General features: G+C 69.1%; 16 protein-coding genes. 10 read left to right on the top strand and 6 right to left on the bottom strand.

Annotated features, from left to right (window positions below; all coding sequences use genetic code 11):
* Nucleotides 1–11 precede the first annotated feature (11 nt).
* The 5 genes from ACEL92_RS23125 to ACEL92_RS23105 all read right to left on the bottom strand — a co-directional run bounded on the left by ACEL92_RS23125 (nucleotide 12) and on the right by ACEL92_RS23105 (nucleotide 4941).
* The gene (locus ACEL92_RS23125) at nucleotides 12–893 is read right to left on the bottom strand and encodes a cyclopropane mycolic acid synthase family methyltransferase (RefSeq protein WP_374022915.1); all 882 of its coding nucleotides are present in this window, start codon (nucleotides 891–893) and stop codon (nucleotides 12–14) included.
* A gap of 120 nt (nucleotides 894–1013) precedes the next feature.
* On the bottom strand, nucleotides 1014–1874 hold the full coding sequence (locus ACEL92_RS23120) for a cyclopropane mycolic acid synthase family methyltransferase (RefSeq protein WP_374022914.1): 861 nt from the start codon (nucleotides 1872–1874) through the stop codon (nucleotides 1014–1016).
* 87 nt (nucleotides 1875–1961) lie between these two features.
* Entirely contained in the window at nucleotides 1962–2879 is a 918-nt protein-coding gene (locus ACEL92_RS23115) for an alpha/beta fold hydrolase (protein WP_374022913.1), read from the bottom strand.
* A complete protein-coding gene (locus ACEL92_RS23110; RefSeq protein ID WP_374022912.1) occupies nucleotides 2879–4222 on the bottom strand; it encodes an ABC1 kinase family protein in 1344 nt (447 codons plus the stop codon). Before ACEL92_RS23110 ends, ACEL92_RS23115 begins: the two co-directional genes overlap by 1 nt.
* Nucleotides 4223–4368: 146 nt before the next feature.
* On the bottom strand, nucleotides 4369–4941 hold the full coding sequence (locus ACEL92_RS23105) for a DinB family protein (RefSeq protein WP_374026349.1): 573 nt from the start codon (nucleotides 4939–4941) through the stop codon (nucleotides 4369–4371).
* Between the two features lie 103 nt (nucleotides 4942–5044).
* Here ACEL92_RS23105 and ACEL92_RS23100 point away from each other — a divergent pair, with 103 nt between their 5' ends.
* The 6 genes from ACEL92_RS23100 (at nucleotide 5045) to rplL (ending at nucleotide 12179) form a co-directional block, all read left to right on the top strand.
* Nucleotides 5045–5206 (top strand): hypothetical protein, encoded by a 162-nt coding sequence (locus ACEL92_RS23100; protein ID WP_374022911.1) that lies wholly within the window; start codon nucleotides 5045–5047, stop codon nucleotides 5204–5206.
* On the top strand, nucleotides 5197–9351 hold the full coding sequence (locus ACEL92_RS23095) for an NEW3 domain-containing protein (protein WP_374022910.1): 4155 nt from the start codon (nucleotides 5197–5199) through the stop codon (nucleotides 9349–9351). The genes ACEL92_RS23100 and ACEL92_RS23095 overlap by 10 nt, the downstream gene beginning before the upstream one ends.
* Nucleotides 9348–9959, top strand: coding sequence for a malonyl CoA-ACP transacylase (locus ACEL92_RS23090; protein ID WP_374022909.1), 612 nt, complete (start codon nucleotides 9348–9350; stop codon nucleotides 9957–9959). The genes ACEL92_RS23095 and ACEL92_RS23090 overlap by 4 nt, the downstream gene beginning before the upstream one ends.
* A 5-nt stretch (nucleotides 9960–9964) precedes the next feature.
* The gene (locus tag ACEL92_RS23085; RefSeq protein WP_374022908.1) at nucleotides 9965–10870 is read left to right on the top strand and encodes an ROK family protein; all 906 of its coding nucleotides are present in this window, start codon (nucleotides 9965–9967) and stop codon (nucleotides 10868–10870) included.
* Between the two features lie 258 nt (nucleotides 10871–11128).
* Nucleotides 11129–11743 (top strand): 50S ribosomal protein L10, encoded by a 615-nt coding sequence (gene rplJ / locus ACEL92_RS23080; RefSeq protein ID WP_374022907.1) that lies wholly within the window; start codon nucleotides 11129–11131, stop codon nucleotides 11741–11743.
* Between the two features lie 43 nt (nucleotides 11744–11786).
* Nucleotides 11787–12179 (top strand): 50S ribosomal protein L7/L12, encoded by a 393-nt coding sequence (rplL, locus tag ACEL92_RS23075; RefSeq protein WP_374022906.1) that lies wholly within the window; start codon nucleotides 11787–11789, stop codon nucleotides 12177–12179.
* A gap of 49 nt (nucleotides 12180–12228) precedes the next feature.
* Here rplL and ACEL92_RS23070 read toward each other — a convergent pair whose 3' ends face one another.
* The gene (locus ACEL92_RS23070) at nucleotides 12229–12915 is read right to left on the bottom strand and encodes a TetR/AcrR family transcriptional regulator (protein WP_374022905.1); all 687 of its coding nucleotides are present in this window, start codon (nucleotides 12913–12915) and stop codon (nucleotides 12229–12231) included.
* A gap of 71 nt (nucleotides 12916–12986) precedes the next feature.
* Between ACEL92_RS23070 and ACEL92_RS23065 the strand changes: the two genes are divergently transcribed.
* From ACEL92_RS23065 to ACEL92_RS23050, 4 genes are all read left to right on the top strand, one after another.
* Complete coding sequence (locus ACEL92_RS23065; RefSeq protein ID WP_374022904.1) at nucleotides 12987–14480, top strand: carotenoid oxygenase family protein; 1494 nt, start codon at nucleotides 12987–12989, stop codon at nucleotides 14478–14480.
* 169 nt (nucleotides 14481–14649) lie between these two features.
* A complete protein-coding gene (locus ACEL92_RS23060; RefSeq protein ID WP_067274942.1) occupies nucleotides 14650–15660 on the top strand; it encodes an ABC transporter ATP-binding protein in 1011 nt (336 codons plus the stop codon).
* A gap of 394 nt (nucleotides 15661–16054) precedes the next feature.
* Nucleotides 16055–19576, top strand: a complete 3522-nt coding sequence (locus ACEL92_RS23055) for a DNA-directed RNA polymerase subunit beta (RefSeq protein ID WP_374022903.1) — start codon at nucleotides 16055–16057, stop codon at nucleotides 19574–19576.
* Nucleotides 19577–19617: 41 nt separating this feature from the next.
* Nucleotides 19618–23568 (top strand): DNA-directed RNA polymerase subunit beta', encoded by a 3951-nt coding sequence (locus ACEL92_RS23050; protein WP_374022902.1) that lies wholly within the window; start codon nucleotides 19618–19620, stop codon nucleotides 23566–23568.
* Nucleotides 23569–23603 lie beyond the last annotated feature (35 nt).

Genomic DNA, 23603 nt, shown 5'->3' with positions numbered 1-23603 from the left:
CATACCCAACTCTACTTTTCCAGCGTGAATTGGTTGCAGTCGATGTAGCCCGCGCGGAAAGCCCTGGCGCAGCCGGTCAGGTACCTGACGTAGCGCTCGTAGACCTCCTCCGACTGGATCCTGATGGCCTCGTCCCTGCGCGCCTGCAGGGCCTGGGCCCACAGGTCGAGGGTCCTGGCGAAGTCGGTCTGCAGCGACTGCACGCGGGTTACCCGGAAGCCGACCTTCGCCGAGTGCTCCTCGATGGTCTCGATCATCGGCAGCCGGCCGCCCGGGAAGATCTCGGTCACGATGAACCTGATGAACTTGGCGACCTCGATCGTGAGCGGCAGGCCGCGCTCGATCACCTGCCGGCCGTGCAAACCCGTGATCGAGTGCAGCAGCACCACGCCGCCGCGGGGCAGCGACGTGTAGGCGAACTTGAAGAATTCGTCGTAGCGGTGAAAGCCGAAGTGCTCCAACGCCTCGATGGTGACGATGCGGTCCACCGGCTCGGTGAACTCCGACCAGTCGCACAGCAGCGCCCGCCGCGACCGGCGGCTGTCGATCCCGTCGAGCACCTGCTGGCAGTAGGCGTGCTGGTTCCTGGACAGGGTCAGCCCGACGACGTTGACGTCGTAGCGCTCCACGGCGCGTTTGAGCGCCGAACCCCAGCCGCAGCCGATGTCGAGCAGGGTCATTCCCGGCTGCAGCCCGAGCTTGTCCAGCGTCAGGTCGAGCTTGGCCAGCTGCGCTTCCTGAAGGGTCATGCCCTCGCGAGGGAAGTACGCGCAGCTGTAGGTCCGGGTCGGATCCTGGAAGAGCGCGAAGAATTCGTTCGAGAGGTCGTAGTGCGCCCGTACGTCGTCCGAATTGGATCGCGTACGCGCAGCGCCGGCCGGGTTGTCAGACATCTGTCCTCCCGAGGGGCGGGCACGACAGAGGTGGCCGCCCACTCGGGCACGGTACTCGCCGGGGGCTCAAAACGGCGCATTTGCGCGCGCGTTCGCCGGAGTTTTTGCGGGCGGGGCGCGCTACTTGGTGAGCGTGTACTGGGCGACGTTCGAGATGCCCTTGCGGAACAGGTCCGCGCAGCCGGTCAGGTAGCGCATGAAGCGGTCGTAGACCTCGACGGACTGGATGGCGATGGCCTGTTCGCGGTTGGCCTCCAGGTTGGCCGCCCAGGTGTCCAGCGTCCGCGCGTAATGCGGCTGCAGATATTGGATCTGCTCGATCGAGAAACCGCTGGCTTGCGCGAGGTCGACGATATCGGGCTCGCCGCACATCTGCCCGCCGGGAAAGATTTCCTTGCCCAGGAAATGGAAGAAACGCAGATCCGACATCGTGATTTGAATGCCGCGATCCTTCCACGACGACTGCGGGTAGGTGAAAATGCTGTGCATCATCATCCGGCTGTTATCGGGCAGGGTCTTGTACGCCCAATCCCAGAATGCCGGCCAGCGTTCCTTTTTGAAGGCGTCGAAGGCCTCGAAGCTGATGATCCGGTCGACCTGCTCGTCGAATTCCTCCCAGCCCTGCAGTCGGGCCTCGGCCCGCCGCGTCGTTCCGATCGCGGCCAGCCTCTCCTTGGTGCGGGCGTAATGGTTGCGGCTCAGCGTGATGCCGATGACGTTGACGTCGTACTTCTCCACCGCGCGGACCACCGCGCCGCCCCAGCCGCAACCGACGTCGAGCACCGTCATACCCGGCTCGAGCTTCAGCTTGTCCAGCCCCAGGTCGAGCTTGGCCAGCTGCGCCTCTTCCAGCGTCATGTCGTCGTTCTTGTAGTACGCGCAGGTGTACACCATGTTGGGGTCGAGAAACAGGGCGAAGAAGTCGTCTGAAATGTCGTAGGTTGCCTGCGACTCTTCGTAATACGGCTTCAGCTTGGCCATTGGTGGACCCACCTCCTTGGACAACCGTACAACTCCGCGGTCTGGAGTGAGATCGTAGGGGAAGCGTTTCGTTCGAGTGTTTTTGGCTTAGGCCGCCTTGGCGAAGTTGCTCGTCAGCACGCTGATCACCTGATCCCACAACTGCTGTGGCAGATCATGGCCCATCCCGTCGAATAACACCAATCGAGCGCCGTCGATGGCCCTGGCCACCGCGCGCCCGCCGGAGGGCCGCATCAGCTTGTCGGCGCGGCCGTGGATCACCACGGTCGGCGCGGTGGTCCGCCGGTTGTAGCGCTTCAGGCTGCCGCTGCCCAGCACGGCGTCGAAATGCCGGGCGACGCCCCACGGGTAATAGCTGCGTTCGTAGCTTTCGATGGCCTCCGCCCGAAGCTGCTCCTCGGGCGCCAAGAAGCGCCGGCTGCCGATGATCTTGCTCACCCGGATCGCGTTGTCGACGATCACCTCGCGCGGCGAGTTCGGCGCCGGGCCCTTGATGAGCGCCAGCAACTGGCGGGGGCCCGGCGGCGGCAGGAACGCCGAATTGTTGCTGGAGAAGATGACCCCGAGCGTCTTGGTCCGCTCGCGGAACCGTGCGGCGAAGATCTGGGCGATCATGCCGCCCATCGACGCGCCCACGATGTGCGCGTCCTCGATCCCCAGGTGATCCAGCACGGCCGCGGCGTCGTCGGCCATGTCCTCGAGCTTGTACGGGGCGTCGCTCGGCAGTCCCAGAAAGGACCGGGCCAACCGCGCCACCAGCGGCTGGCCGGACCCGCGATGCTGCGTCTTAGTCGACAGGCCGACATCCCGGTTGTCGTAGCGGATCACGCGCAGCCCGTGGCCAACCAACCGCTCGCAGAAGGCGGTCCGCCACAGCAACAGCTGGGCGCCCAGCCCCATGATGAGCAGCACGGGTGGGTCGTCGATGTCGCCCATGTCCTCGTAGTACAGCTTCAGGTCGCCCCTGGGATCGAAGACAGTGGCGTGTCCGGTGCGGACCTCCATCAGACCTCTTCCGCTTGGTGCTCGCGGCTGACCTCGACCATGAAGTTCGCGAAGTAGCCGGTCAGCTGGGGGTCGGACATCATCTGCCACTTGGGCGCCAACAGCTTCATGTACCGCTCGACGTAGAGGAACTGCTTGCCGATCAGCACCAGCTCGCGGGGCAGCTTGACGTCATAGGCGTCGGCCAGGGCCGACAGCTGCCGCCCGATGTCGGCGTAGGACATGTCGCCCAGCGTCTGCATGGTCAGCGGGGTGGCGAATTTCTCCAGGTCCTTGGCGGCCTGGGCCTCGGGCTTCGTGGTACCCACGGCGCCCATCAGCACCACGATCTTGCCCGCCGCCGCGTGGTCCTTCTTGACCAGCAGCGCGTACACCAGCTCGCGCAGCAACCAGCGGGTGCGCGGATCGATGCGGCCCATGATCCCGAAGTCGAAGAACACGATGCGGCCCGCCTCGTCGACGTAGAGGTTGCCCGCGTGCAGGTCCCCGTGGAACAGGCCGTGCCGCAGCCCACCCTCGAAGAGCGAGAACAGCAGCGCCTTGACCAGTTCGGTCCCGTCGAACCCGGCCTTGCGGATGGCGGCGACGTCGTCGATGCGGATGCCGTGCACCCGCTCCATCGTCAGCACCCGCTCGGAGGTGAAGTCCCAGTGCACTTGCGGCACCCGGATGTTGCGGCCCAGCGGCGAGGCGTGCAGGTGCGAGACCCAGGCGTCCATCGACTGCGCCTCGAGGCGGAAGTCCAGCTCTTCGGCGAGATTGTCGGAGAAGTCAGCGACCACGTCCTGGGCCGAGAGCCGCCGGCCCAGCTTGGCCAGCTCGACGGCCTGGGCGAAGCGCTTGAGGATCTGCAGGTCGGCCGCGACCCGGCGGCGGATGCCCGGGCGCTGGATCTTGACGACGACCTCCTCCCCGGTGTGCAGCGTCGCGTAGTGCACCTGCGCGATGGACGCCGACGCGAACGGCGTCTCCTCCCACTTGGCGAACAGCTCCGCGGGGTCGCCGCCGAGCTCCTCGACCAGCAGCTTGTGCACCTCGCGGGTGTCGGCGGGCGGCACCCGGTCGAGCAGACCGCGGAACTCGCGGGACAGCGATTCGCCGAACGCGCCGGGGCTGGAGGCGATGATCTGCCCGAATTTCACGTAGGTCGGGCCGAGGTCGGCGAACGTCTGCGGGAGCTGCTTGATCACCTTCTGCTGCCACGGGCCCTTGCCCGGCAGCTTGGTGACGACGCGCGCCGCCGTGCGGGTGACCTGCCAGCCGGTGACGGCCACCCGGGCCGCCTCGATCGGCAGCGGCACCCGGTCGAGCCTGGCCACGTCTCGATGCTTGGTGGAGCTCATTTAAAGCAGTCTGCCAAATCGGTGGTGCCGAGGCCCAATTCGCTGTGACCGCCCTCACCGCAAATTGCCGAGCGCCCAGCGTGCATTCTCCGCGAAAAACGGGCCCGAAATTCGCTGTGAGTACACGCTCGGTGGGGGCTTGGGGCTCAGGGTTTCGCCCATGGCTGCACCCAGCCCTGGATCGCCCAGCCCTCCAGCGCCGCGATCAGCTCGTACATGGTGGCGCCGTCGATGGATTCGCGGATGATGTCGGCGTGCCCGGCGTGCCGGGCCAGCTCGTTGATGACGTGCAGAATCACCCAGCGCACCGACCAGGCCTCCTGGTTCTTCGGGAACCAGGGGATGTCCTTGGGCACGGGCACCGCGGCGTCGAGGTCAGCGGTCTCCACCAGCCGCAGCGACTCCGCGTTCTGTTCTTCGAAGGCCCGCAGCAACCCGTCCAGCGTCTCGTCGGACCGCATCACGTGCTGATCCGCGAATTCCTGCGTGATCTGCTCGAACGGTCTCGGGTCCTTCGGCGGCGCGCCCGGCGCGGCGGCGACCCGTCTCATCCAGCTGCGCTGCATGGCGGTGGCGTGCTTGACCAGCCCGCCGATCGACAGCGCGCTGACCGAGGGGGTGGACCGGGCCTGTTCGTCGGAGAGGCCGAAGGAGACGGCGAAATACGCGCTCTGGTGGAACGCCAGGTACTCGCGCAGGGCGCTGCGCTCGTCGGCCACGGGCGGTGCGAGGGCGGGCACTGAAGGATGTTAACCCGGCCCCAAGCGGGTGAGCGCCGTAAAGTGCGGGGATGCAGGTGGTTTGGGACGGAGTGGGGGCGGTATGACGCCGGAACTCCCACTATCCGCCGGAGAGTTTGCTGCTGCCAAGGGTCTGATCGAAGCGGAGCTTTCCGAAACGCTGGCGATCGGCGCCGCCGACTACAACGCCCGATTGATCAGCAGAATCGACGGCTTTCTCACGCGCGACGGCTCATGCAGCTGATCTTGGCGGAGTCCACCGAGCTGTTCGTCGGGCCGCCGGAGGCGCCGCTGCAGGTGGCGCGCGTCACGCTGGCCGGGGTCGCGGAGCCGATCAGCGTCCGGATCGACGGCGACGGCATGAGCGGCGAGGCGATAGCCGAGAGCGGCGGTGAGGTGGTCGAGGTCCCGGTCGCCGTCGACCGTCCAATCACGGGCCAGCGCCGGGTCGCCCGGGCACACGCCGACGGTGCCCAGATCACGTTCGAGTTCGTCGTCGCCGAGCCCGGCTGGACCATGTTCATGGTCAGCCACTTCCACTACGACCCGGTGTGGTGGAACACCCAGGGCGCCTACACCAGTGAGTGGGTCTCGGACCCGCCGGGCCGGCAGACCAACAGCTTCGAGCTGGTCCACGCGCACCTGGAGATGGCCCGCCGCGAGCCGGAATACAAGTTCGTGCTGGCCGAGGTCGACTACCTCAAGCCGTATTGGGACACCCACCCCGAGGACCGCGCCGACCTGCGCCGCTTCCTGGCGCAGGGCCGCGTGGAGGTGATGGGCGGCACCTACAACGAACCCAACACCAACCTCACCAGCCCGGAGACGACGATCCGAAACCTGGTGCACGGCATAGGGTTTCAGCGTCACGTGCTGGGGGCGGACCCGGCCACCGCCTGGCAGCTCGACGTGTTCGGCCACGACCCCCAATTCCCCGGGATGGCCGCCGACGCCGGGCTGACGTCGAGCTCGTGGGCGCGGGGCCCGCACCACCAGTGGGGCCCGGGCGGTGACGTCGACCGCATGCAGTTCTGCAGCGAGTTCGAGTGGATCGCGCCGTCGGGTCGCGGCCTGCTGACCCACTACATGCCCGCGCACTACGGGGCGGGCTGGGGGATGGACGAGTCGGCCTCGCTCGCCGAGGCGGAGGACGCCACCTACGCGCTGTTCCGTCGGCTCAAGCGGGTAGCGCTGACGCGCAACGTGCTGCTGCCCGTCGGCACCGACTACACGCCGCCGAACAAGTGGGTCACCGCCATCCACCGCGACTGGGCCGCGCGCTACGCCTGGCCGCGCTTCGTGTGCGCGCTGCCGCGGGAGTTCTTCGCGGCCGTGCGCGCCGAGCTGGCCGAGCGCGGCCGCGAGCCGTCCCCGCAGACCCGCGACATGAACCCGATCTACACCGGCAAGGACGTGTCCTACATCGACACCAAGCAAGCCAACCGGGCCGCGGAGAACGCCGTCCTGGAAGCCGAGCGGTTCGCCGTGTTCGCCGGGCTGACCGCCGGCGCCGAGTACCCGCAAGCCGCCCTGGCCAAGGCGTGGGTGCAGCTGGCCTACGGCGCGCACCACGACGCCATCACCGGGTCGGAGTCCGACCAGGTGTACCTCGACCTGCTGACCGGTTGGCGGGACGCGTGGGAGCTGGGCCGCGCGACCCGCGACGCCGCGCTGGCGCTGCTGTCCCGCGCGCTCGGCGGGGACGTGGTGGTGTGGAACCCGCTGGCCCAGCAGCGCACCGACGTCGTCACCGCGCGACTCGACCCGCCCGTCGGGGCCGGGGTGCGGGTGCTGGACACCGACGGCGCCGAGGTGCCCGCGCACGTCGAACACGGCGGCCGGTCGGTCAGCTGGCTGGCGCGCGACGTTCCTTCGCTGGGCTGGCGGGCCTACCGGCTCGTTCCCGGCGGCGGCCCGGCCGGCTGGCAGGAAGTTGCCGGCGCCGCGATCGCCAACGAGCGTTACCGCCTCGAGGTCGACCCGGCGCGCGGCGGGGGAGTGGTGTCCTTGATCTCCGACGGCCGGGAGCTGATCGCCGACGGCCGGGTGGGCAACGAGCTGGCCGTCTACGAGGAGTACCCGGCGCACCCGACGCAGGGCGAGGGCCCGTGGCACCTGCTGCCGAGGGGGCCGGTGGTGTGCTCCTCGGAGTCGAGGGCCCGGGCGCAGGCCTACCGCGGCCCGCTGGGGCAGCGGATCGTCGTCACCGGCCGGATCGGCGGGCTGCTGCGCTACACCCAGACCCTCACCCTGTGGCACGGCGTGCCGCGGGTCGACTGCCGCACCACCATCGACGAGTTCACCGGTGCCGACCGGCTGGTGCGGCTGCGCTGGCCCTGCCCGGTGCCCGGCGCCATGCCGGTCAGCGAGGTCGGCGACGCTGTGGTGGGGCGGGGCTTCGCCCTGCTGCACGACGGGGCGCGGTCGGTGGACACCGCGCGGCACCTCTGGACCCTGGACAACCCGGCCTACGGCTGGTTCGGCCTGTCCTCGGCGGCGCGGGTTCGGGTGGGCCCGCCGCACGGCCAAGCCGTGCGGGCGATCTCGGTGGCCGAGGTGGTGACGCCGGACGAGGCGGGGTCGGGGCCGCTGGCGCGGGATCTGATGGTCGCCATGGTGCGCGCCGGGGTGACGGCCACCTGCAGCGGCGCGGACAAGTCTCGCTACGGCGACCTCGACGTCGATTCGAACCTGCCCGACGTGCGGATCGCGCTGGGCGGGCCGGCCCGCAACGCCTTCACCGAGACGGTGCTGGCGCAGGCCCATCCGGCCTACGCCGACGAGCTCGACCGCCAGTTGGCGGCGACGGGCCGGGCCACGGTCTGGGTGCCGGCCGCCGCGCCGTTGGCGGCGGTGTGGGTGCCCGGCGCCGACCTGCGCGCGCCGGCGGTGCTGCCGGTGCTGGTGATCGCCGGACGCGACGAGGAGAGCCTGGCCGCCGCGATCGCGGCGGTGGCCGACGACCTCGGCGACGCCGAAATCGTCGTCACCCAGCGCGCACCCGCGGGCACCGACGAGTTCGAGGACCGCACCGTCGCCCTGCTCAATCGCGGCGTGCCCAGCTTCGCCGTCGACGCCGAGGGCACGCTGCACACCGCGCTGATGCGGTCCTGCACCGGATGGCCGTCGGGCACCTGGATCGACGACCCGCGCCGCACCGCCCCGGACGGCTCGAACTTCCAGCTCCAGCACTGGACGCACGCCTTCGACTACGCGCTGGTCTGCGGCGACGGCGACTGGCGGCGCGCCGAGATCCCCAGCCTCAGCGCGCAGTTCGGCCACCCGCTGCTCGTTGTCACCGCCGGCGCCGCGGGCGGCGCGGCGCCCGCCGCCGGGTCCCTGCTGCGCGTCGAACCCGCGGGCCGGGTGCAGCTGGCCGCCCTGAAGGCGGCCGGCAACCCGCTGACGGCGGGCAGCGCCCGGCCGGTCGACCCGCGCGCGGTGGCGCTGCGCCTCGTGGAGACCACGGGGGCCGGGGCCGCCGTGGTGATCGGCTCGGACATCGGCGAGCTCGCCGACGTCCGCCCGGCCGACCTGCTCGAGACCGCGCGCGCCGGCCACCGCGCGTTCGACCTGCACGGATACCAGGTGGCCACCGTCCTGGCCCGGTTCGATACGCCGCACCCGCGGGCGGCGTCCGTCGCGCTGGCCCCGGACGCCGAAGCCGCCCAGCCGTTGTACGCGCGCTACTGGCTGCACAACCGGGGCCCCGCGCCGCTGGGCGGGCTGCCGGCCGTCGCGCATCTGCATCCCGCGCGGGTGCCCGCCGAGCCGGGTGGCGAGGTCGTGCTGCGCCTCACCGCGGCCAGCGACTGCAGCGATGACACCCTGACCGGCACGGTCACCCTGGTGTGCCCGCGGGGCTGGTCGGCCAAGCCCGACGAGCTGCCCCTCACGCTGCGCGCCGGCGACTTCCGGGAGGCCGAGGTGGCGGTGTCGGTGCCCGCCCACGCCGGGCCGGGGCAGTACCCGGTGCGGGCCCAGCTCCGCATCACCGGTGACGAGGCCCCGGCCGCGTGGCGACAGACGGTCGAGGACGTGTGCATCCTCGAGGTCGGCGCGACCGACGAAGAGTTGATCTACCTCGCCGAGGGGCCGGCCGACATCGAGGTGGCCGCCGGCGCGGCGGCGGCGCTGACCGTCACGGTTGGCAGCCGGGCGGGGGCGGACCTGGCGCTCGAGGCGCATCTGATCAGCCCGTGGGGCACGTGGGAGTGGCTGGGCCCCGCCGCGGCGGGCGCTGTCCTGCCCGCCGGCGGCTCCGCCGACCTCCGTTTCTCGGTGACTCCCCCGGCGTGGCTGGAGCCGGGCCAGTGGTGGGCCCTGGCCCGGGTCGGCTGCGCCGGGCGGCTGCTCTACACCCCGGCGGTCAAGGTGACGGTGAGATGAGCGTGGTCGCGACGGTCGCCGGCGTTGCGGTCCGGGTCGACGAGGTCGATGCGGCCGAAAGGCGGCTGCGTGGCCGGCGGGGCGCGGCCGCGCTGCCGGCCGGAGGCACCGCCGAAGGGCGCCAGCTGCGGCGCTGGTTGACCCAGCTGATCGTGACCGAGCGGGTGGTCGCCGCCGAGGCGCAGGCCCGCGGCCTGAGCGGGCGGGGCGCGCCGGGCGAGGAGGAGCTGCTGCCCGACGCGACGGCCCGGCTGGAGCTCGGCAGTGTCACGGCGGCCGCGCTGGCCGATCCCCGCGCGCGGGCGCTGTTCGCCGACGTCACCGCCGCGATCAGGGTCGGCGACGAGGAGGTGGCCGCCTACCACGCCCGCAACCCGCTGCGGTTCGCCGAGCCGCGCCGCGATTCGCACGGCTGGCGGGTTCCGCCGACGGCCGGGCCGCCGCTGGACGACGTGCGGTCGGCGATCGCCGGCCATCTGCTCGGTGCCGCGCGGCGCCGCGCCTTCCGGGTGTGGCTGGACGCGCGGCGGGCGGCGCTCGTGCGGCTCGCCCCCGGCTACGAGCATCCCGGCGACCCGCGCCAACCCGACAACACCCACCGCCACTGATCGCGATGCTCACCCTCTGCCTGGACATCGGCGGCACCAAGGTCGCCGCCGGCCTCGCCGATCCCGACGGCGCGCTGGTGCACACCGTCATCCGGCCCACACCCGGCGGCGGGGCGGAGGAGGTGTGGGCCGCGGTCGACGCAACGATCGCCGACGCCCTGCGCGCGGCCGACGGTGCGGTGGCCGCCGTGGGCATCGGGTCGGCCGGCCCCATCGACCTGCGCGCCGGAACCGTCAGCCCCGTCAACATCAAAGGGTGGCAACGCTTCCCGCTGCGCGACCGGGTCGCGGCCGCGCTGCCGGGCGTCCCCGTACGGCTCGGCGGCGACGGCCTGTGCATGGCGCTGGGGGAGCACTGGCGCGGCGCGGGCCGCGGCGCGGACTTCCTGCTGGGCATGGTGGTGTCCACCGGGGTGGGCGGCGGGCTGGTGCTCGGCGGCGTTCCGTACACCGGCCGCACCGGCAACGCCGGCCACGTCGGGCACGTGGTGGTGGAGGACGGCGGCCCGCCCTGCGTGTGCGGCGGGCGCGGCTGCGTCGAGGCGATCGCCTCCGGGCCGGCCATGGTCCGCTGGGCGCGGGCCAACGGGTGGTCCGCCCCACCCACGGCCGGCGCCCGCGACCTGGCCGCCGCCGCCGCGGACGGGGATCCGTTGGCCGCCCGGGCGTTCCGCCGGGGTGCCACCGCGCTCGCGGCGATGATCGCCTCGGTGGGCGCGGTCTGCGACCTGGACCTCGTCGTCGTCGGGGGAGGCGTCGCCAACTCCGGTGGCCTGCTCTTCGACCCCGTGCGGGAGAAGCTGGCCGAGTACGCCCGGCTGGACTTCCTGGCCGGTCTGCGGGTGGTGCCCGCCGAACTCGGCGGCGGGGCGGGCCTGGTGGGCGCGGCGCGGCTGGCCGGCCTGCGCTAACCGCCGGGCGGCCGCCGTTTTGGCTGACGGGGACGGGTCAGGCTATCCTGGTGCCCGATCCACCGAAGACCGTCGGTCACCGAGCAATCGGTTGAAGGTCCGGGAGCATCCCGGCGGCCCACGCAGGAGGACGAGGCAGTAGCGCCGGCACGCGCCGGCGCGCATTCACGCCCCGGCCGCATCCTGCGCCGGGGCGTTCGTCGTTCTCCGGGTGATCACAGACGACACGTCGCATGGCTTTCACTTCAGGAGGTACGCATGGCCAGGGCTGACAAAGCCACCGCCGTTGCAGACATCGCCGAACAGTTCAGGGACGCGACCGCGACCCTGATCACCGAGTACCGCGGGTTGACCGTGGCGAACCTGGCCGAGCTGCGCCGGTCGCTGAACGGCTCGGCCACCTACTCGGTGGCCAAAAACACGCTGATCAAACGGGCGGCGTCTGAGGCCGGCGTGGAAGGCCTCGACGAGCTGTTCGCCGGGCCGACCGCGATCGCGTTCGTCACCGGCGAGCCGGTCGACGCCGCCAAGGCCATCAAGACCTTCGCCAAGGACCACAAGGCGCTGGTCATCAAGGGCGGCTACATGGACGGTCGCGCGCTGACCGTCGCCGAGGTCGAGCGCATCGCCGACCTGGAGTCGCGCGAGGTGCTGCTGGCCAAGCTGGCCGGCGCCATGAAGGGCAACCTCGCCAAGGCGGCCGGCCTGTTCGCCGCCCCAACCTCGCAGATGGCCCGCCTGTTGGCCGCGCTGCAGGAGAAGAAGCCCGCCGAGCCGGAGCCCGCCGCTCCGGTCGCGGCGGCGGCGGCACCCGCCGAAGAGACCCCCGAGGCACCGGCCGAAACGGCCGAGGCACCGGCCGAAGCCGAATAAAACCAACCCCGCAAACCTGGGAAAACAAGGAAGGACCCGCACCATGGCGAAAATTTCTACCGACGACCTGCTTGACGCCTTCAAGGAAATGACCCTGTTGGAGCTCTCCGACTTCGTCAAGAAGTTCGAGGACACCTTCGAGGTCACCGCGGCCGCCCCGGTCGCCGTCGCCGCGGCCGGCCCAGCCGCCGGTGGCGCTCCCGCCGAGGCAGCCGAGGAGCAGTCGGAGTTCGACGTAATCCTCGAGGCCGCCGGCGACAAGAAGATCGGCGTCATCAAGGTGGTCCGCGAGATCGTCTCCGGCCTGGGCCTCAAGGAGGCCAAGGACCTGGTCGACAGCGCGCCCAAGCCGCTGCTGGAGAAGGTCGCCAAGGAGGCCGCCGACGAGGCCAAGGCCAAGCTCGAGGCCGCAGGCGCCACCGTCACCGTCAAGTAGCTCCCCTTCGCGAAACCCCCGGAAGCGACCTTCCGGGGGTTTCGTGCGTTCAGCGGGCTGCGCTCGCCGACCGCAGCGACTGTCTGGCGAGCTCAGGCGAATCTCCCAGTGCGACAACCAAACCCGACTTCGTCTCGCCCAGCATCGATTCGACGGCTGCGCCGTCCTCGCCGTAGAAGCCGGCCAGCTCCAGCATCACGAACCCGTGCAGTAACGCCCAGAACTGGGCCGCTGTACTGACGACGGCGGGGTCATCATCCGCCGCGCCGGCCGTGATCCGGCCCGCGAGCATCGACCGTTGTACGGCGCGGACCACGTGGGCGAAGCTGGGGATATCGCGTTCGACCTCGGCCACCGTCAGCGTCAAGACGTTGCCCGCCGGGGCGTTGATGCCGTGCGCGCTGGTGCTGCCGAACATCAGCCGGTACATGTGCGGGTGCTTGATCGCATAGCGCCGGTAGGCCGCACCGAGGACGAACAGGTCGGCGACCGGATCGTCGGTTCCGGGAACGGCCAGCGCGGCGTCGAACTGGCGCAAGCCCTCTTCGGCCACCTCGGCGATCAGGCCGCGCATCCCGCCGAAGTGGGTGTACACGGCCATCGTCGACGTTCCGGCCGCGGCGGCGACCTTGCGGGTCTGCAGCGCATCCGGGCCGTGCTCGTGCAGCAGGTCGACGGCGGCGCGCAGCATCTCGTCGCGGACGCTGCGCTGCCCTCGCGGCAATTCCGAAGTCATCGTTGCCATCCTCCCATCCGCGGCGTAGGGTCCCTATAACAACGTCATATCAATGTTATAGGAGCTCAGCGATGACGGTCACGCACCAAGCCGAAATCCGGAACCCGTATCTCGAGGACCTGCTGGCGCCGGTGGCCGCCGAGGTGACCGCGACTGACCTGCCGGTCACCGGACACATCCCCGAACACCTCGACGGCCGGTACCTGCGCAACGGTCCCAACCCCGCCGAGGAGGTCGACCCGGCCACCTACCACTGGTTCAGCGGCGACGGCATGGTGCACGGCGTCGCGCTGAGCGAGGGCGGGGCGCGCTGGTACCGCAACCGCTGGGTGCGCAGCCCGTCGGTGTGCGCGGCGCTGGGCGAGCCGACCCCGGGCCGGCTCGACCCGCGGGCGGGCATGCTCTCGCTCGGCGCCAACACCAACGTCCTGACCCACGCCGGGCGCACCCTGGCGCTGGTCGAGGGCGGGGTGGCCAACTACGAGCTGACCGACGAGCTGGAGACCGTGGGGACCTGCGACTTCGACGGCACCCTGGCCGGCGGCTACACCGCCCATCCGCACCGCGACCCGCGCACCGGCGAACTGCACGCCGTCTCCTACTCCTTCGCCCGCGGGCGGACCGTGCAGTACTCGGTCATCGACACCCGGGGGCGGGCCCGCCGCACCGTCGACATCGAGGTGTCGGGGTCGCCGATGATGCACGACTTCTCGCTGACCGAGAAGTACGTCGTCATCTATGACCTGCCGGTGACCTTCGACCCGGTGCAGGCGCTGCCGCAGGCCATGCCCCGCTGGCTCGGCCTGCCCGCGCGGCTGGCGCTGCAGTCGCTGATCGGGCGGGTGCGGGTGCCGAGCCCGATCAACGCCGTGATGAACCGGAACCCGAAGCACTCCGACCGCCTGCCGTACGCCTGGGACCCCCGCTACCCGGCGCGCGTCGGCGTCCTGCCGCGCGAGGCGGGCAAGGATGCCGTCCGCTGGTTCGACATCGAACCCTGCTACGTCTACCACCCCCTCAACGCCTACTCCGAGATGCGGGACGGCGCCGAGGTTTTGGTGCTCGACGTGGTGCGCTACGCGCGGATGTTCGACCGCGACCGGCGCGGGCCCGGCGAGACGCCGCCGACGCTGGACCGGTGGACCATCAACCTGACGACCGGGGCCGTGGCCACCGAATGCCGCGACGATCGGCCGCAGGAGTTTCCGCGGATCAACGAGGACCTGCTGGGCAGCCCGCACCGGTTCGGCTACACCGTGGGGGCGTACTTCGTCGGCGGCGCCTCGGCGTTGTACAAGCACGACTACGCGACCGGTGCCAGCGAGGTCGCGCCGCTCGACCCCGACCTTTTGCTCGGCGAGATGTCCTTTGTGCCCAACCCCGGCGCCTCCGAGAAAGAACGAGCCGAGGACGACGGCGTTCTGATGGGCTATGGCTACCACCGGGGCCGCGACGAAGGCCAGTTGGTGTTGCTGGACGCCGAGACGCTCGAGTCCGTGGCCACCGTGCATTTGCCGCAGCGCGTGCCGATGGGCTTTCACGGCAATTGGGCGCCCACTGGCTAACGCGCGTCGAATAGGATGGCGGTCGCCGGCGACGGCGGGATCTCAGGTCAGCCAATATTTCCCGGCGGCGCCACGCAACCCTGATGCCGTGCAGCAAGCGTGCGCTACAGTGACTCAAGCCACATAAAAGGGCAGGTGGCGGGCATGAGTGTCGACGGAAGGATCTCCCATGGGTGTCGCTATTGAGGTGAACGGCCTCACGAAGTCCTTCGGATCGTCGAGAATTTGGGAAGACGTGACCCTGGAGATCCCCGCCGGGGAGGTGAGCGTCCTGCTGGGGCCGTCGGGTACCGGCAAATCGGTGTTCCTGAAGTCGCTGATCGGTCTGCTGCGCCCCGAGCGCGGCTCGGTCGTCATCGACGGCACCGACATCCTGCAGTGCTCGGCCAAGGAGCTCTACGAGATCCGCACGCTGTTCGGCGTCATGTTCCAGGACGGTGCCCTGTTCGGTTCGATGAACCTGTTCGACAATGCCGCCTTCCCGCTGCGCGAGCACACCAAGAAGAAGGAAAGCGAGATCCGTGACATCGTCATGGAGAAGCTGCAGATGGTGGGTCTGGGCGGCGACGAGAAGAAGTTCCCCGGCGAGATCTCCGGCGGTATGCGCAAGCGCGCCAGCCTGGCCCGCGCCCTGGTGATGGACCCGCAGATCATCCTCTGCGACGAGCCCGACTCCGGTCTGGACCCGGTCCGCACCGCCTACCTGAGCCAGCTGATCCTCGACATCAACGCCCAGATCGACGCCACCGTCCTCATCGTCACGCACAACATCAACATCGCCCGCACCGTGCCGGACAACATGGGCATGCTCTTCCGGCGCAAGCTGGTCATGTTCGGCCCCCGCGAGGTGCTGCTGACCAGCGACGAGCCGGTGGTGCGCCAGTTCCTCAACGGCCGCCGCATCGGCCCGATCGGCATGTCCGAGGAAAAGGACGAGGCGACGATGGCCGAAGAGCAGGCCGCCCTCGAGGCCGGCCAGCACGCCGGCGGTGTGGAGGAGATCGAGGGCGTGCCGCCGCAGATCGTCGCGTCCCCCGGGATGCCCGAGCGCAAGGCCGTCGCCCGGCGCCAGGCGCGGGTGCGCGAGATCCTGCACACCCTGCCGCAGAAGGCGCAAGCCGCGATCATCGACGACATGGAGGGCACCCACAAGTACCGGGCGCACGAGGTCGGCGACTAGCGCGCTCGGCCCGAAGTTCGCGATAACTTCGCGTAACTCCCGGCCCGCCCTCTTGACGACGGGCCGTAAACGGGCCAGTCTGTTGGGCAGCATGTATCCAGCGGAAAGTCGAGATGCCAGCCAGCGCCGATGTCCCTGGATGTCCTGTGCTGGACAGTTGAGGAATGCGCCGCCCTACGCTATTGTTGGACGTTGCGCTGGCTACTTCCTGCCCACCTCACCCGCCACCTGACACCGTGGTCTAAGCCTGAGCCCCCTGTAAGCGGCTTAGTTCTTTACTCGTGCGCGTGAGATCCGGACAGTTCGTTCGCCGGCCTAACCGACACAATTCGCGGCGAACGCAACCGGTGGTCCCGGTCTTCGTGAGTCGCACGAGGTGCTGGAAGGATGCATCTTGGCTGATTCCCGCCAGAGCAAAACGGATCGCCCACAAAGTTCCTCTAATGGAAGTTCCCTAAACAGCTCCGTCCCCGGAGCGCCCAACCGAGTTTCCTTCGCCAAGCTCCGCGAACCGCTCGAGGTTCCCGGCCTGCTCGACGTGCAGATCGACTCTTTCGAGTGGTTGATCGGCTCACCGCGCTGGCGCGAGGCCGCCATCGATCGTGGCGAGCCCAGCCCCGTGGGCGGCCTCGAAGAGGTGCTGTACGAGCTCTCGCCGATCGAGGACTTCTCCGGCTCGATGTCGCTGTCGTTCTCCGACCCCCGTTTCGACGAGGTCAAGGCGCCGGTCGACGAGTGCAAAGACAAGGACATGACGTACGCGGCCCCGCTGTTCGTCACGGCCGAGTTCATCAACAACAACACCGGCGAGATCAAGAGCCAGACGGTGTTCATGGGTGACTTCCCGATGATGACCGAGAAGGGCACCTTCATCATCAACGGGACCGAGCGTGTGGTCGTCAGCCAGCTGGTGCGCTCGCCGGGCGTGTACTTCGACGAGACCATCGACAAGTCGACCGAGAAGCTGCTGCACAGCGTCAAGGTGATCCCCAGCCGCGGTGCGTGGCTGGAGTTCGACGTCGACAAGCGCGACACCGTCGGTGTGCGCATCGACCGCAAGCGCCGCCAGCCCGTCACCGTGCTGCTCAAGGCGCTGGGCTGGACCAACGAGCAGATCCACGAGCGGTTCGGCTTCTCCGAGATCATGATGAGCACGCTGGAGAAGGACAACACGGCGGGCACCGACGAGGCGCTGCTGGACATCTACCGCAAGCTGCGCCCGGGCGAGCCGCCGACCAAGGAGTCCGCGCAGACCCTGCTGGAGAACCTGTTCTTCAAGGAGAAGCGCTACGACCTGGCCCGCGTCGGCCGCTACAAGGTCAACAAGAAGCTGGGCCTGCACGCCGGCGAGCCGATCACGTCGTCCACGCTGACCGAGGAAGACGTCGTCGCGACCATCGAATACCTGGTGCGCCTGCACCACGCCCGTACGGATGGCCAGGCCGCTGTCATGACTGTCCCCGGCGGCATCGAGGTGCCGGTGGAGACCGACGACATCGACCACTTCGGTAACCGCCGCCTGCGCACGGTCGGTGAGTTGATCCAGAACCAGATCCGGGTCGGCATGTCGCGGATGGAGCGCGTGGTCCGCGAGCGGATGACCACTCAGGACGTCGAGGCGATCACGCCGCAGACGCTGATCAACATCCGCCCGGTGGTCGCCGCGATCAAGGAGTTCTTCGGCACCAGCCAGCTCTCACAGTTCATGGACCAGAACAACCCGCTGTCGGGCCTGACCCACAAGCGCCGCCTGTCGGCGCTGGGCCCCGGCGGTCTGTCCCGTGAGCGGGCCGGGCTGGAGGTCCGCGACGTGCACCCGTCGCACTACGGCCGGATGTGCCCGATCGAGACCCCGGAGGGGCCGAACATCGGTCTGATCGGCTCGCTGTCGGTGTACGCCCGGGTCAACCCGTTCGGCTTCATCGAGACGCCGTACCGCAAGGTGGTCGACGGTGTGGTCACCGACGAGATCCACTACCTGACCGCCGACGAGGAGGACCGCCACGTGGTGGCGCAGGCCAACTCGCCGATCGACGCGAACGGCCGGTTCGAGGAGTCGCGCGTCCTGGTCCGCCGGAAGGCGGGTGAGGTCGAGTACGTGCCGTCGTCCGAGGTGGACTACATGGACGTGTCGCCGCGCCAGATGGTGTCGGTGGCCACCGCCATGATCCCGTTCCTCGAGCACGACGACGCCAACCGTGCCCTGATGGGCGCCAACATGCAGCGTCAGGCGGTTCCGCTGGTGCGCAGCGAGGCGCCGCTGGTGGGCACCGGCATGGAGTTGCGCGCCGCGATCGACGCCGGCGACGTCGTCGTCGCGGACAAGGCCGGGGTGATCGAGGAGGTCTCCGCCGACTACGTCACCGTGATGGCCGACGACGGCACCCGGCACACCTACCGGATGCGCAAGTTCGAGCGGTCCAACCACGGCACGTGCGCCAACCAGTCGCCGATCGTGGACGCCGGGGACCGGGTCGAGGCCGGCCAGGTCATCGCCGACGGTCCCTGCACCGAGAACGGTGAGATGGCGCTGGGCAAGAACCTGCTGGTGGCGATCATGCCGTGGGAGGGCCACAACTACGAGGACGCGATCATCCTGTCCAACCGCCTGGTTGAGGAGGACGTGCTCACCTCGATCCACATCGAGGAGCACGAGATCGACGCTCGCGACACCAAGCTGGGCGCCGAGGAGATCACCCGGGACATCCCGAACGTCTCCGACGAGGTGCTGGCCGACCTCGACGAGCGCGGCATCGTCCGCATCGGCGCCGAGGTCCGCGACGGCGACATCCTGGTCGGCAAGGTCACCCCGAAGGGTGAGACCGAGCTGACCCCGGAGGAGCGGCTGCTGCGCGCGATCTTCGGCGAGAAGGCGCGTGAGGTCCGCGACACCTCGCTGAAGGTGCCGCACGGCGAGTCCGGCAAGGTCATCGGCATCCGGGTGTTCTCCCGCGAGGACGACGACGAGCTGCCGGCCGGTGTCAACGAACTGGTCCGCGTCTACGTGGCCCAGAAGCGCAAGATCTCCGACGGTGACAAGCTCGCCGGCCGCCACGGCAACAAGGGCGTGATCGGCAAGATCCTGCCCGTCGAGGACATGCCGTTCCTGCCGGACGGCACCCCGGTGGACATCATCCTGAACACCCACGGTGTGCCGCGACGGATGAACATCGGCCAGATCCTGGAGACCCACCTCGGGTGGGTGGCCAAGTCCGGCTGGAACATCGAGGGTTCCCCCGAGTGGGCCGCCAACCTGCCGAAGGAACTGCAGAGCGCGGAGCCGAACGCCATCGTGTCGACGCCGGTGTTCGACGGCGCCCGGGAGGCGGAGCTGCAGGGCTTGCTGTCCTGCACGCTGCCCAACCGGGACAACGAGGTGATGGTGGACGGCGACGGCAAGGCGGTGCTCTTCGACGGCCGCAGCGGTGAACCGTTCCCGTACCCGGTGACGGTTGGCTTCATGTACATCATGAAGCTGCACCACCTGGTGGACGACAAGATCCACGCCCGCTCCACCGGCCCGTACTCGATGATCACCCAGCAGCCGCTGGGTGGTAAGGCGCAGTTCGGTGGCCAGCGGTTCGGTGAGATGGAGTGCTGGGCCATGCAGGCCTACGGCGCGGCGTACACGCTGCAGGAGCTGTTGACCATCAAGTCCGACGACACGGTCGGCCGGGTCAAGGTGTACGAGGCGATCGTCAAGGGCGAGAACATCCCCGAGCCGGGCATCCCCGAGTCGTTCAAGGTGCTGCTCAAGGAGCTGCAGTCGCTGTGCCTGAACGTCGAGGTGCTCTCGTCGGACGGCGCGGCGATCGAACTGCGCGAAGGCGAGGACGAGGACCTGGAGCGGGCTGCGGCCAACCTGGGAATCAACTTGTCGCGCAACGAGTCCGCCTCTGTTGAGGACCTGGCTTAATCACTTTTAGTTACTAAACCCGCAAGGGGAAAGGGAGTTACGTGCTCGACGTCAACTTCTTCGATGAACTCCGTATCGGCCTGGCCACAGCGGAGGACATCAGGCAATGGTCTTACGGCGAGGTCAAGAAGCCGGAGACGATCAACTACCGCACGCTGAAGCCGGAGAAGGACGGCCTGTTCTGCGAGAAGATCTTCGGACCGACTCGCGACTGGGAGTGCTACTGCGGCAAGTACAAGCGCGTCCGCTTCAAGGGCATCATCTGTGAGCGCTGCGGCGTCGAGGTGACCCGCGCCAAGGTGCGCCGCGAGCGGATGGGCCACATCGAGCTGGCCGCGCCGGTCACGCACATCTGGTACTTCAAGGGTGTGCCGAGCCGGCTCGGTTACCTGCTCGACCTCGCCCCGAAGGATCTCGAGAAGATCATCTACTTCGCGGCGTACGTGATCACGTCGGTCGACGACGAGATGCGGCACAACGAGCTGTCCACGCTCGAGGCCGAAATGATGGTGGAGCGCAAGGCCGTTGAGGACCAGCGCGACGCCGACCTGGAGGCCCGCGCGCAGAAGCTGGAGGCCGACCTGGCCGAGCTGGAGGCCGAGGGCGCCAAGGCCGACGCCCGCCGCAAGGTGCGCGACGGCGGCGAGCGGGAGATGCGCCAGCTCCGCGACCGTGCCCAGCGCGAGCTGGATCGGCTCGAGGACATCTGGAACACCTTCACCAAGCTGGCCCCCAAGCAGCTGATTGTCGACGAGAACCTCTACCGCGAGCTCGTCGACCGCTACGGCGAGTACTTCACCGGCGCCATGGGCGCGGAGTCGATTCAGAAGCTCATCGAGAACTTCGACATCGACGCCGAGGCCGACTCGCTGCGCGACGTCATCCGAAACGGCAAGGGGCAGAAGAAGCTTCGCGCCCTCAAGCGGCTGAAGGTGGTCGCCGCCTTCCAGCAGTCGGGCAACTCGCCGATGGGTATGGTGCTCGACGCCGTCCCGGTGATCCCGCCGGAGCTGCGCCCGATGGTGCAGCTGGACGGTGGCCGCTTCGCCACCAGCGACCTGAACGACCTGTACCGCCGGGTCATCAACCGCAACAACCGCCTCAAGAGACTGATCGACCTCGGCGCGCCCGAGATCATCGTCAACAACGAGAAGCGGATGCTGCAGGAATCCGTCGACGCGCTGTTCGACAACGGCCGCCGCGGCCGCCCGGTCACCGGGCCGGGCAACCGTCCGCTCAAGTCGCTGTCGGATCTGTTGAAGGGCAAGCAGGGTCGGTTCCGCCAGAACCTGCTCGGTAAGCGCGTCGACTACTCGGGCCGTTCGGTCATCGTGGTCGGCCCGCAGCTCAAGCTGCACCAGTGCGGCCTGCCCAAGCTGATGGCGCTGGAGCTGTTCAAGCCGTTCGTGATGAAGCGGCTCGTCGACCTCAACCACGCGCAGAACATCAAGAGCGCCAAGCGCATGGTGGAGCGGCAGCGTCCCCAGGTGTGGGACGTGCTGGAAGAGGTCATCGCCGAGCACCCGGTGCTGCTGAACCGCGCACCCACCCTGCACCGGCTGGGCATCCAGGCTTTCGAGCCAATGCTGGTGGAGGGCAAGGCGATTCAGCTGCACCCGTTGGTGTGTGAGGCGTTCAACGCCGACTTCGACGGTGACCAGATGGCGGTGCACCTGCCGTTGAGTGCCGAGGCGCAGGCCGAGGCGCGCATCCTGATGCTGTCGAGTAACAACATCCTGTCACCCGCATCCGGCCGTCCGCTGGCCATGCCGCGACTGGACATGGTGACCGGGCTGTACTTCCTGACCACCGAGGTTGACGGCGACAAGGGCGAATTCCAGACCGCCACAAAGGATCAGCCGGAGGTCGGCGTGTACTCCTCGCCGGCCGAGGCGATCATGGCCGCCGACCGCGGCGTGCTCTCGGTGCGGGCCAAGATCAAGGTGCGACTGACGCAGCTGCGTCCGCCGGCCGAGGTCGAGGCCGAGGTGTTCGGTGCCAACGGCTGGCAGCCGGGCGACGCCTGGATGGCCGAGACCACGCTGGGCCGCGTGCTGTTCAACGAGCTGCTGCCGGTGGGCTACCCGTTCGTGAACAAGCAGATGCACAAGAAGGTGCAGGCCGCGATCATCAACGACCTCGCCGAGCGGTACCCGATGATCGTGGTCGCGCAGACCGTCGACAAGCTCAAGGACGCCGGCTTCTACTGGGCCACCCGCAGTGGTGTCACCGTGTCGATGGCCGACGTGCTGGTGCCCCCGCGCAAGAAGGAGATCCTCGACCAGTACGAGGAGCGGGCCGAGAAGGTCGAAAAGCAGTTCCAGCGCGGCGCTTTGAACCACGACGAGCGCAACGAGGCGTTGGTGGAGATCTGGAAGGAAGCCACCGACGAGGTCGGTCAGGCGCTCCGCGAGCACTACCCCAGCGACAACCCGATCATCACGATCGTCGACTCCGGTGCCACGGGTAACTTCACCCAGACCCGGACGCTGGCCGGCATGAAGGGTCTGGTGACCAACCCGAAGGGTGAGTTCATTCCGCGTCCGGTCAAGTCGTCGTTCCGCGAGGGCCTGACCGTGCTGGAGTACTTCATCAACACGCACGGCGCCCGAAAGGGGCTGGCGGACACCGCGTTGCGTACCGCCGACTCGGGTTACCTGACCCGTCGTCTGGTGGACGTGAGCCAGGACGTCATCGTCCGCGAGCACGACTGCGAGACCGAGCGCGGCATCATCGTCGAGCTCGCCGAGCGTCAGCCCGACGGCACCCTGATCCGCGATCCGTACATCGAAACCTCGGCGTACGCGCGGACCCTGGGCACCGACGCGGTCGATGAGGCCGGCAACGTCGTCGTCGCGCGCGGCGAGGACCTGGGTGACCCGGAGATCGACGCCCTGCTGGCGGCCGGCATCACACAGGTCAAGGTGCGCTCGGTGCTGACCTGCACCACGGGCACCGGCGTGTGCGCGACCTGCTACGGGCGTTCGATGGCGACCGGCAAGCTGGTCGACATCGGCGAGGCCGTCGGCATCGTCGCGGCCCAGTCCATCGGTGAGCCGGGCACGCAGCTGACCATGCGTACCTTCCACCAGGGTGGTGTCGGTGAGGACATCACCGGCGGTCTGCCCCGGGTGCAGGAGCTGTTCGAGGCCCGCGTCCCGCGCGGTAAGGCGCCGATCGCCGACGTCACCGGGCGGGTGCAGCTCGAGGAGGGTGAGCGCTTCTACAAGATCACCATCGTTCCCGACGACGGGAGCGAGGAGGTCGTGTACGACAAGCTCTCCAAGCGCCAGCGGCTGCGCGTGTTCAAGCACGAGGACGGTTCCGAGCGGGTGCTGTCCGACGGCGACCACGTCGAGGTGGGCCAGCAGCTGATGGAGGGTTCGGCCGACCCGCACGAGGTGCTGCGCGTGCAGGGCCCCCGCGAGGTGCAGATCCACCTGGTCCGCGAGGTCCAGGAGGTCTACCGCGCCCAGGGTGTGTCGATCCACGACAAGCACATCGAGGTGATCGTCCGCCAGATGCTGCGCCGCGTCACCATCATCGACTCGGGTGCGACGGAGTTCCTGCCCGGCTCGCTGATCGACCGCGCGGAGTTCGAGGCGGAGAACCGTCGGGTGGTGGCCGAGGGCGGCGAGCCCGCCGCCGGGCGCCCGGTGCTGATGGGTATCACGAAGGCGTCGCTGGCCACCGACTCTTGGCTGAGTGCGGCGTCGTTCCAGGAGACCACGCGAGTGCTGACCGATGCGGCGATCAACTGCCGCAGCGACAAGCTGAACGGTCTGAAGGAGAACGTGATCATCGGAAAGCTGATCCCGGCCGGTACCGGCATCAACCGGTACCGCAACATCCAGGTGCAGCCGACCGAGGAGGCCCGGGCCGCCGCGTACACGATCCCGTCCTACGAGGATCAGTACTACAGCCCGGACTTCGGCCAGGCCACCGGAGCCGCGGTTCCGCTGGACGACTACGGCTACAGCGACTATCGCTAGTCCACACAGAAAAAGCCCCGGGTTTCGGCCCGGGG

Origin of the sequence: Mycobacterium hainanense, assembly GCF_041890355.1 — a bacterium.
Classification (GTDB): domain Bacteria; phylum Actinomycetota; class Actinomycetes; order Mycobacteriales; family Mycobacteriaceae; genus Mycobacterium; species Mycobacterium hainanense.
Note: the sequence above shows the minus strand (reverse complement) of the source record. Positions and strands in the feature narration are given on the sequence as shown.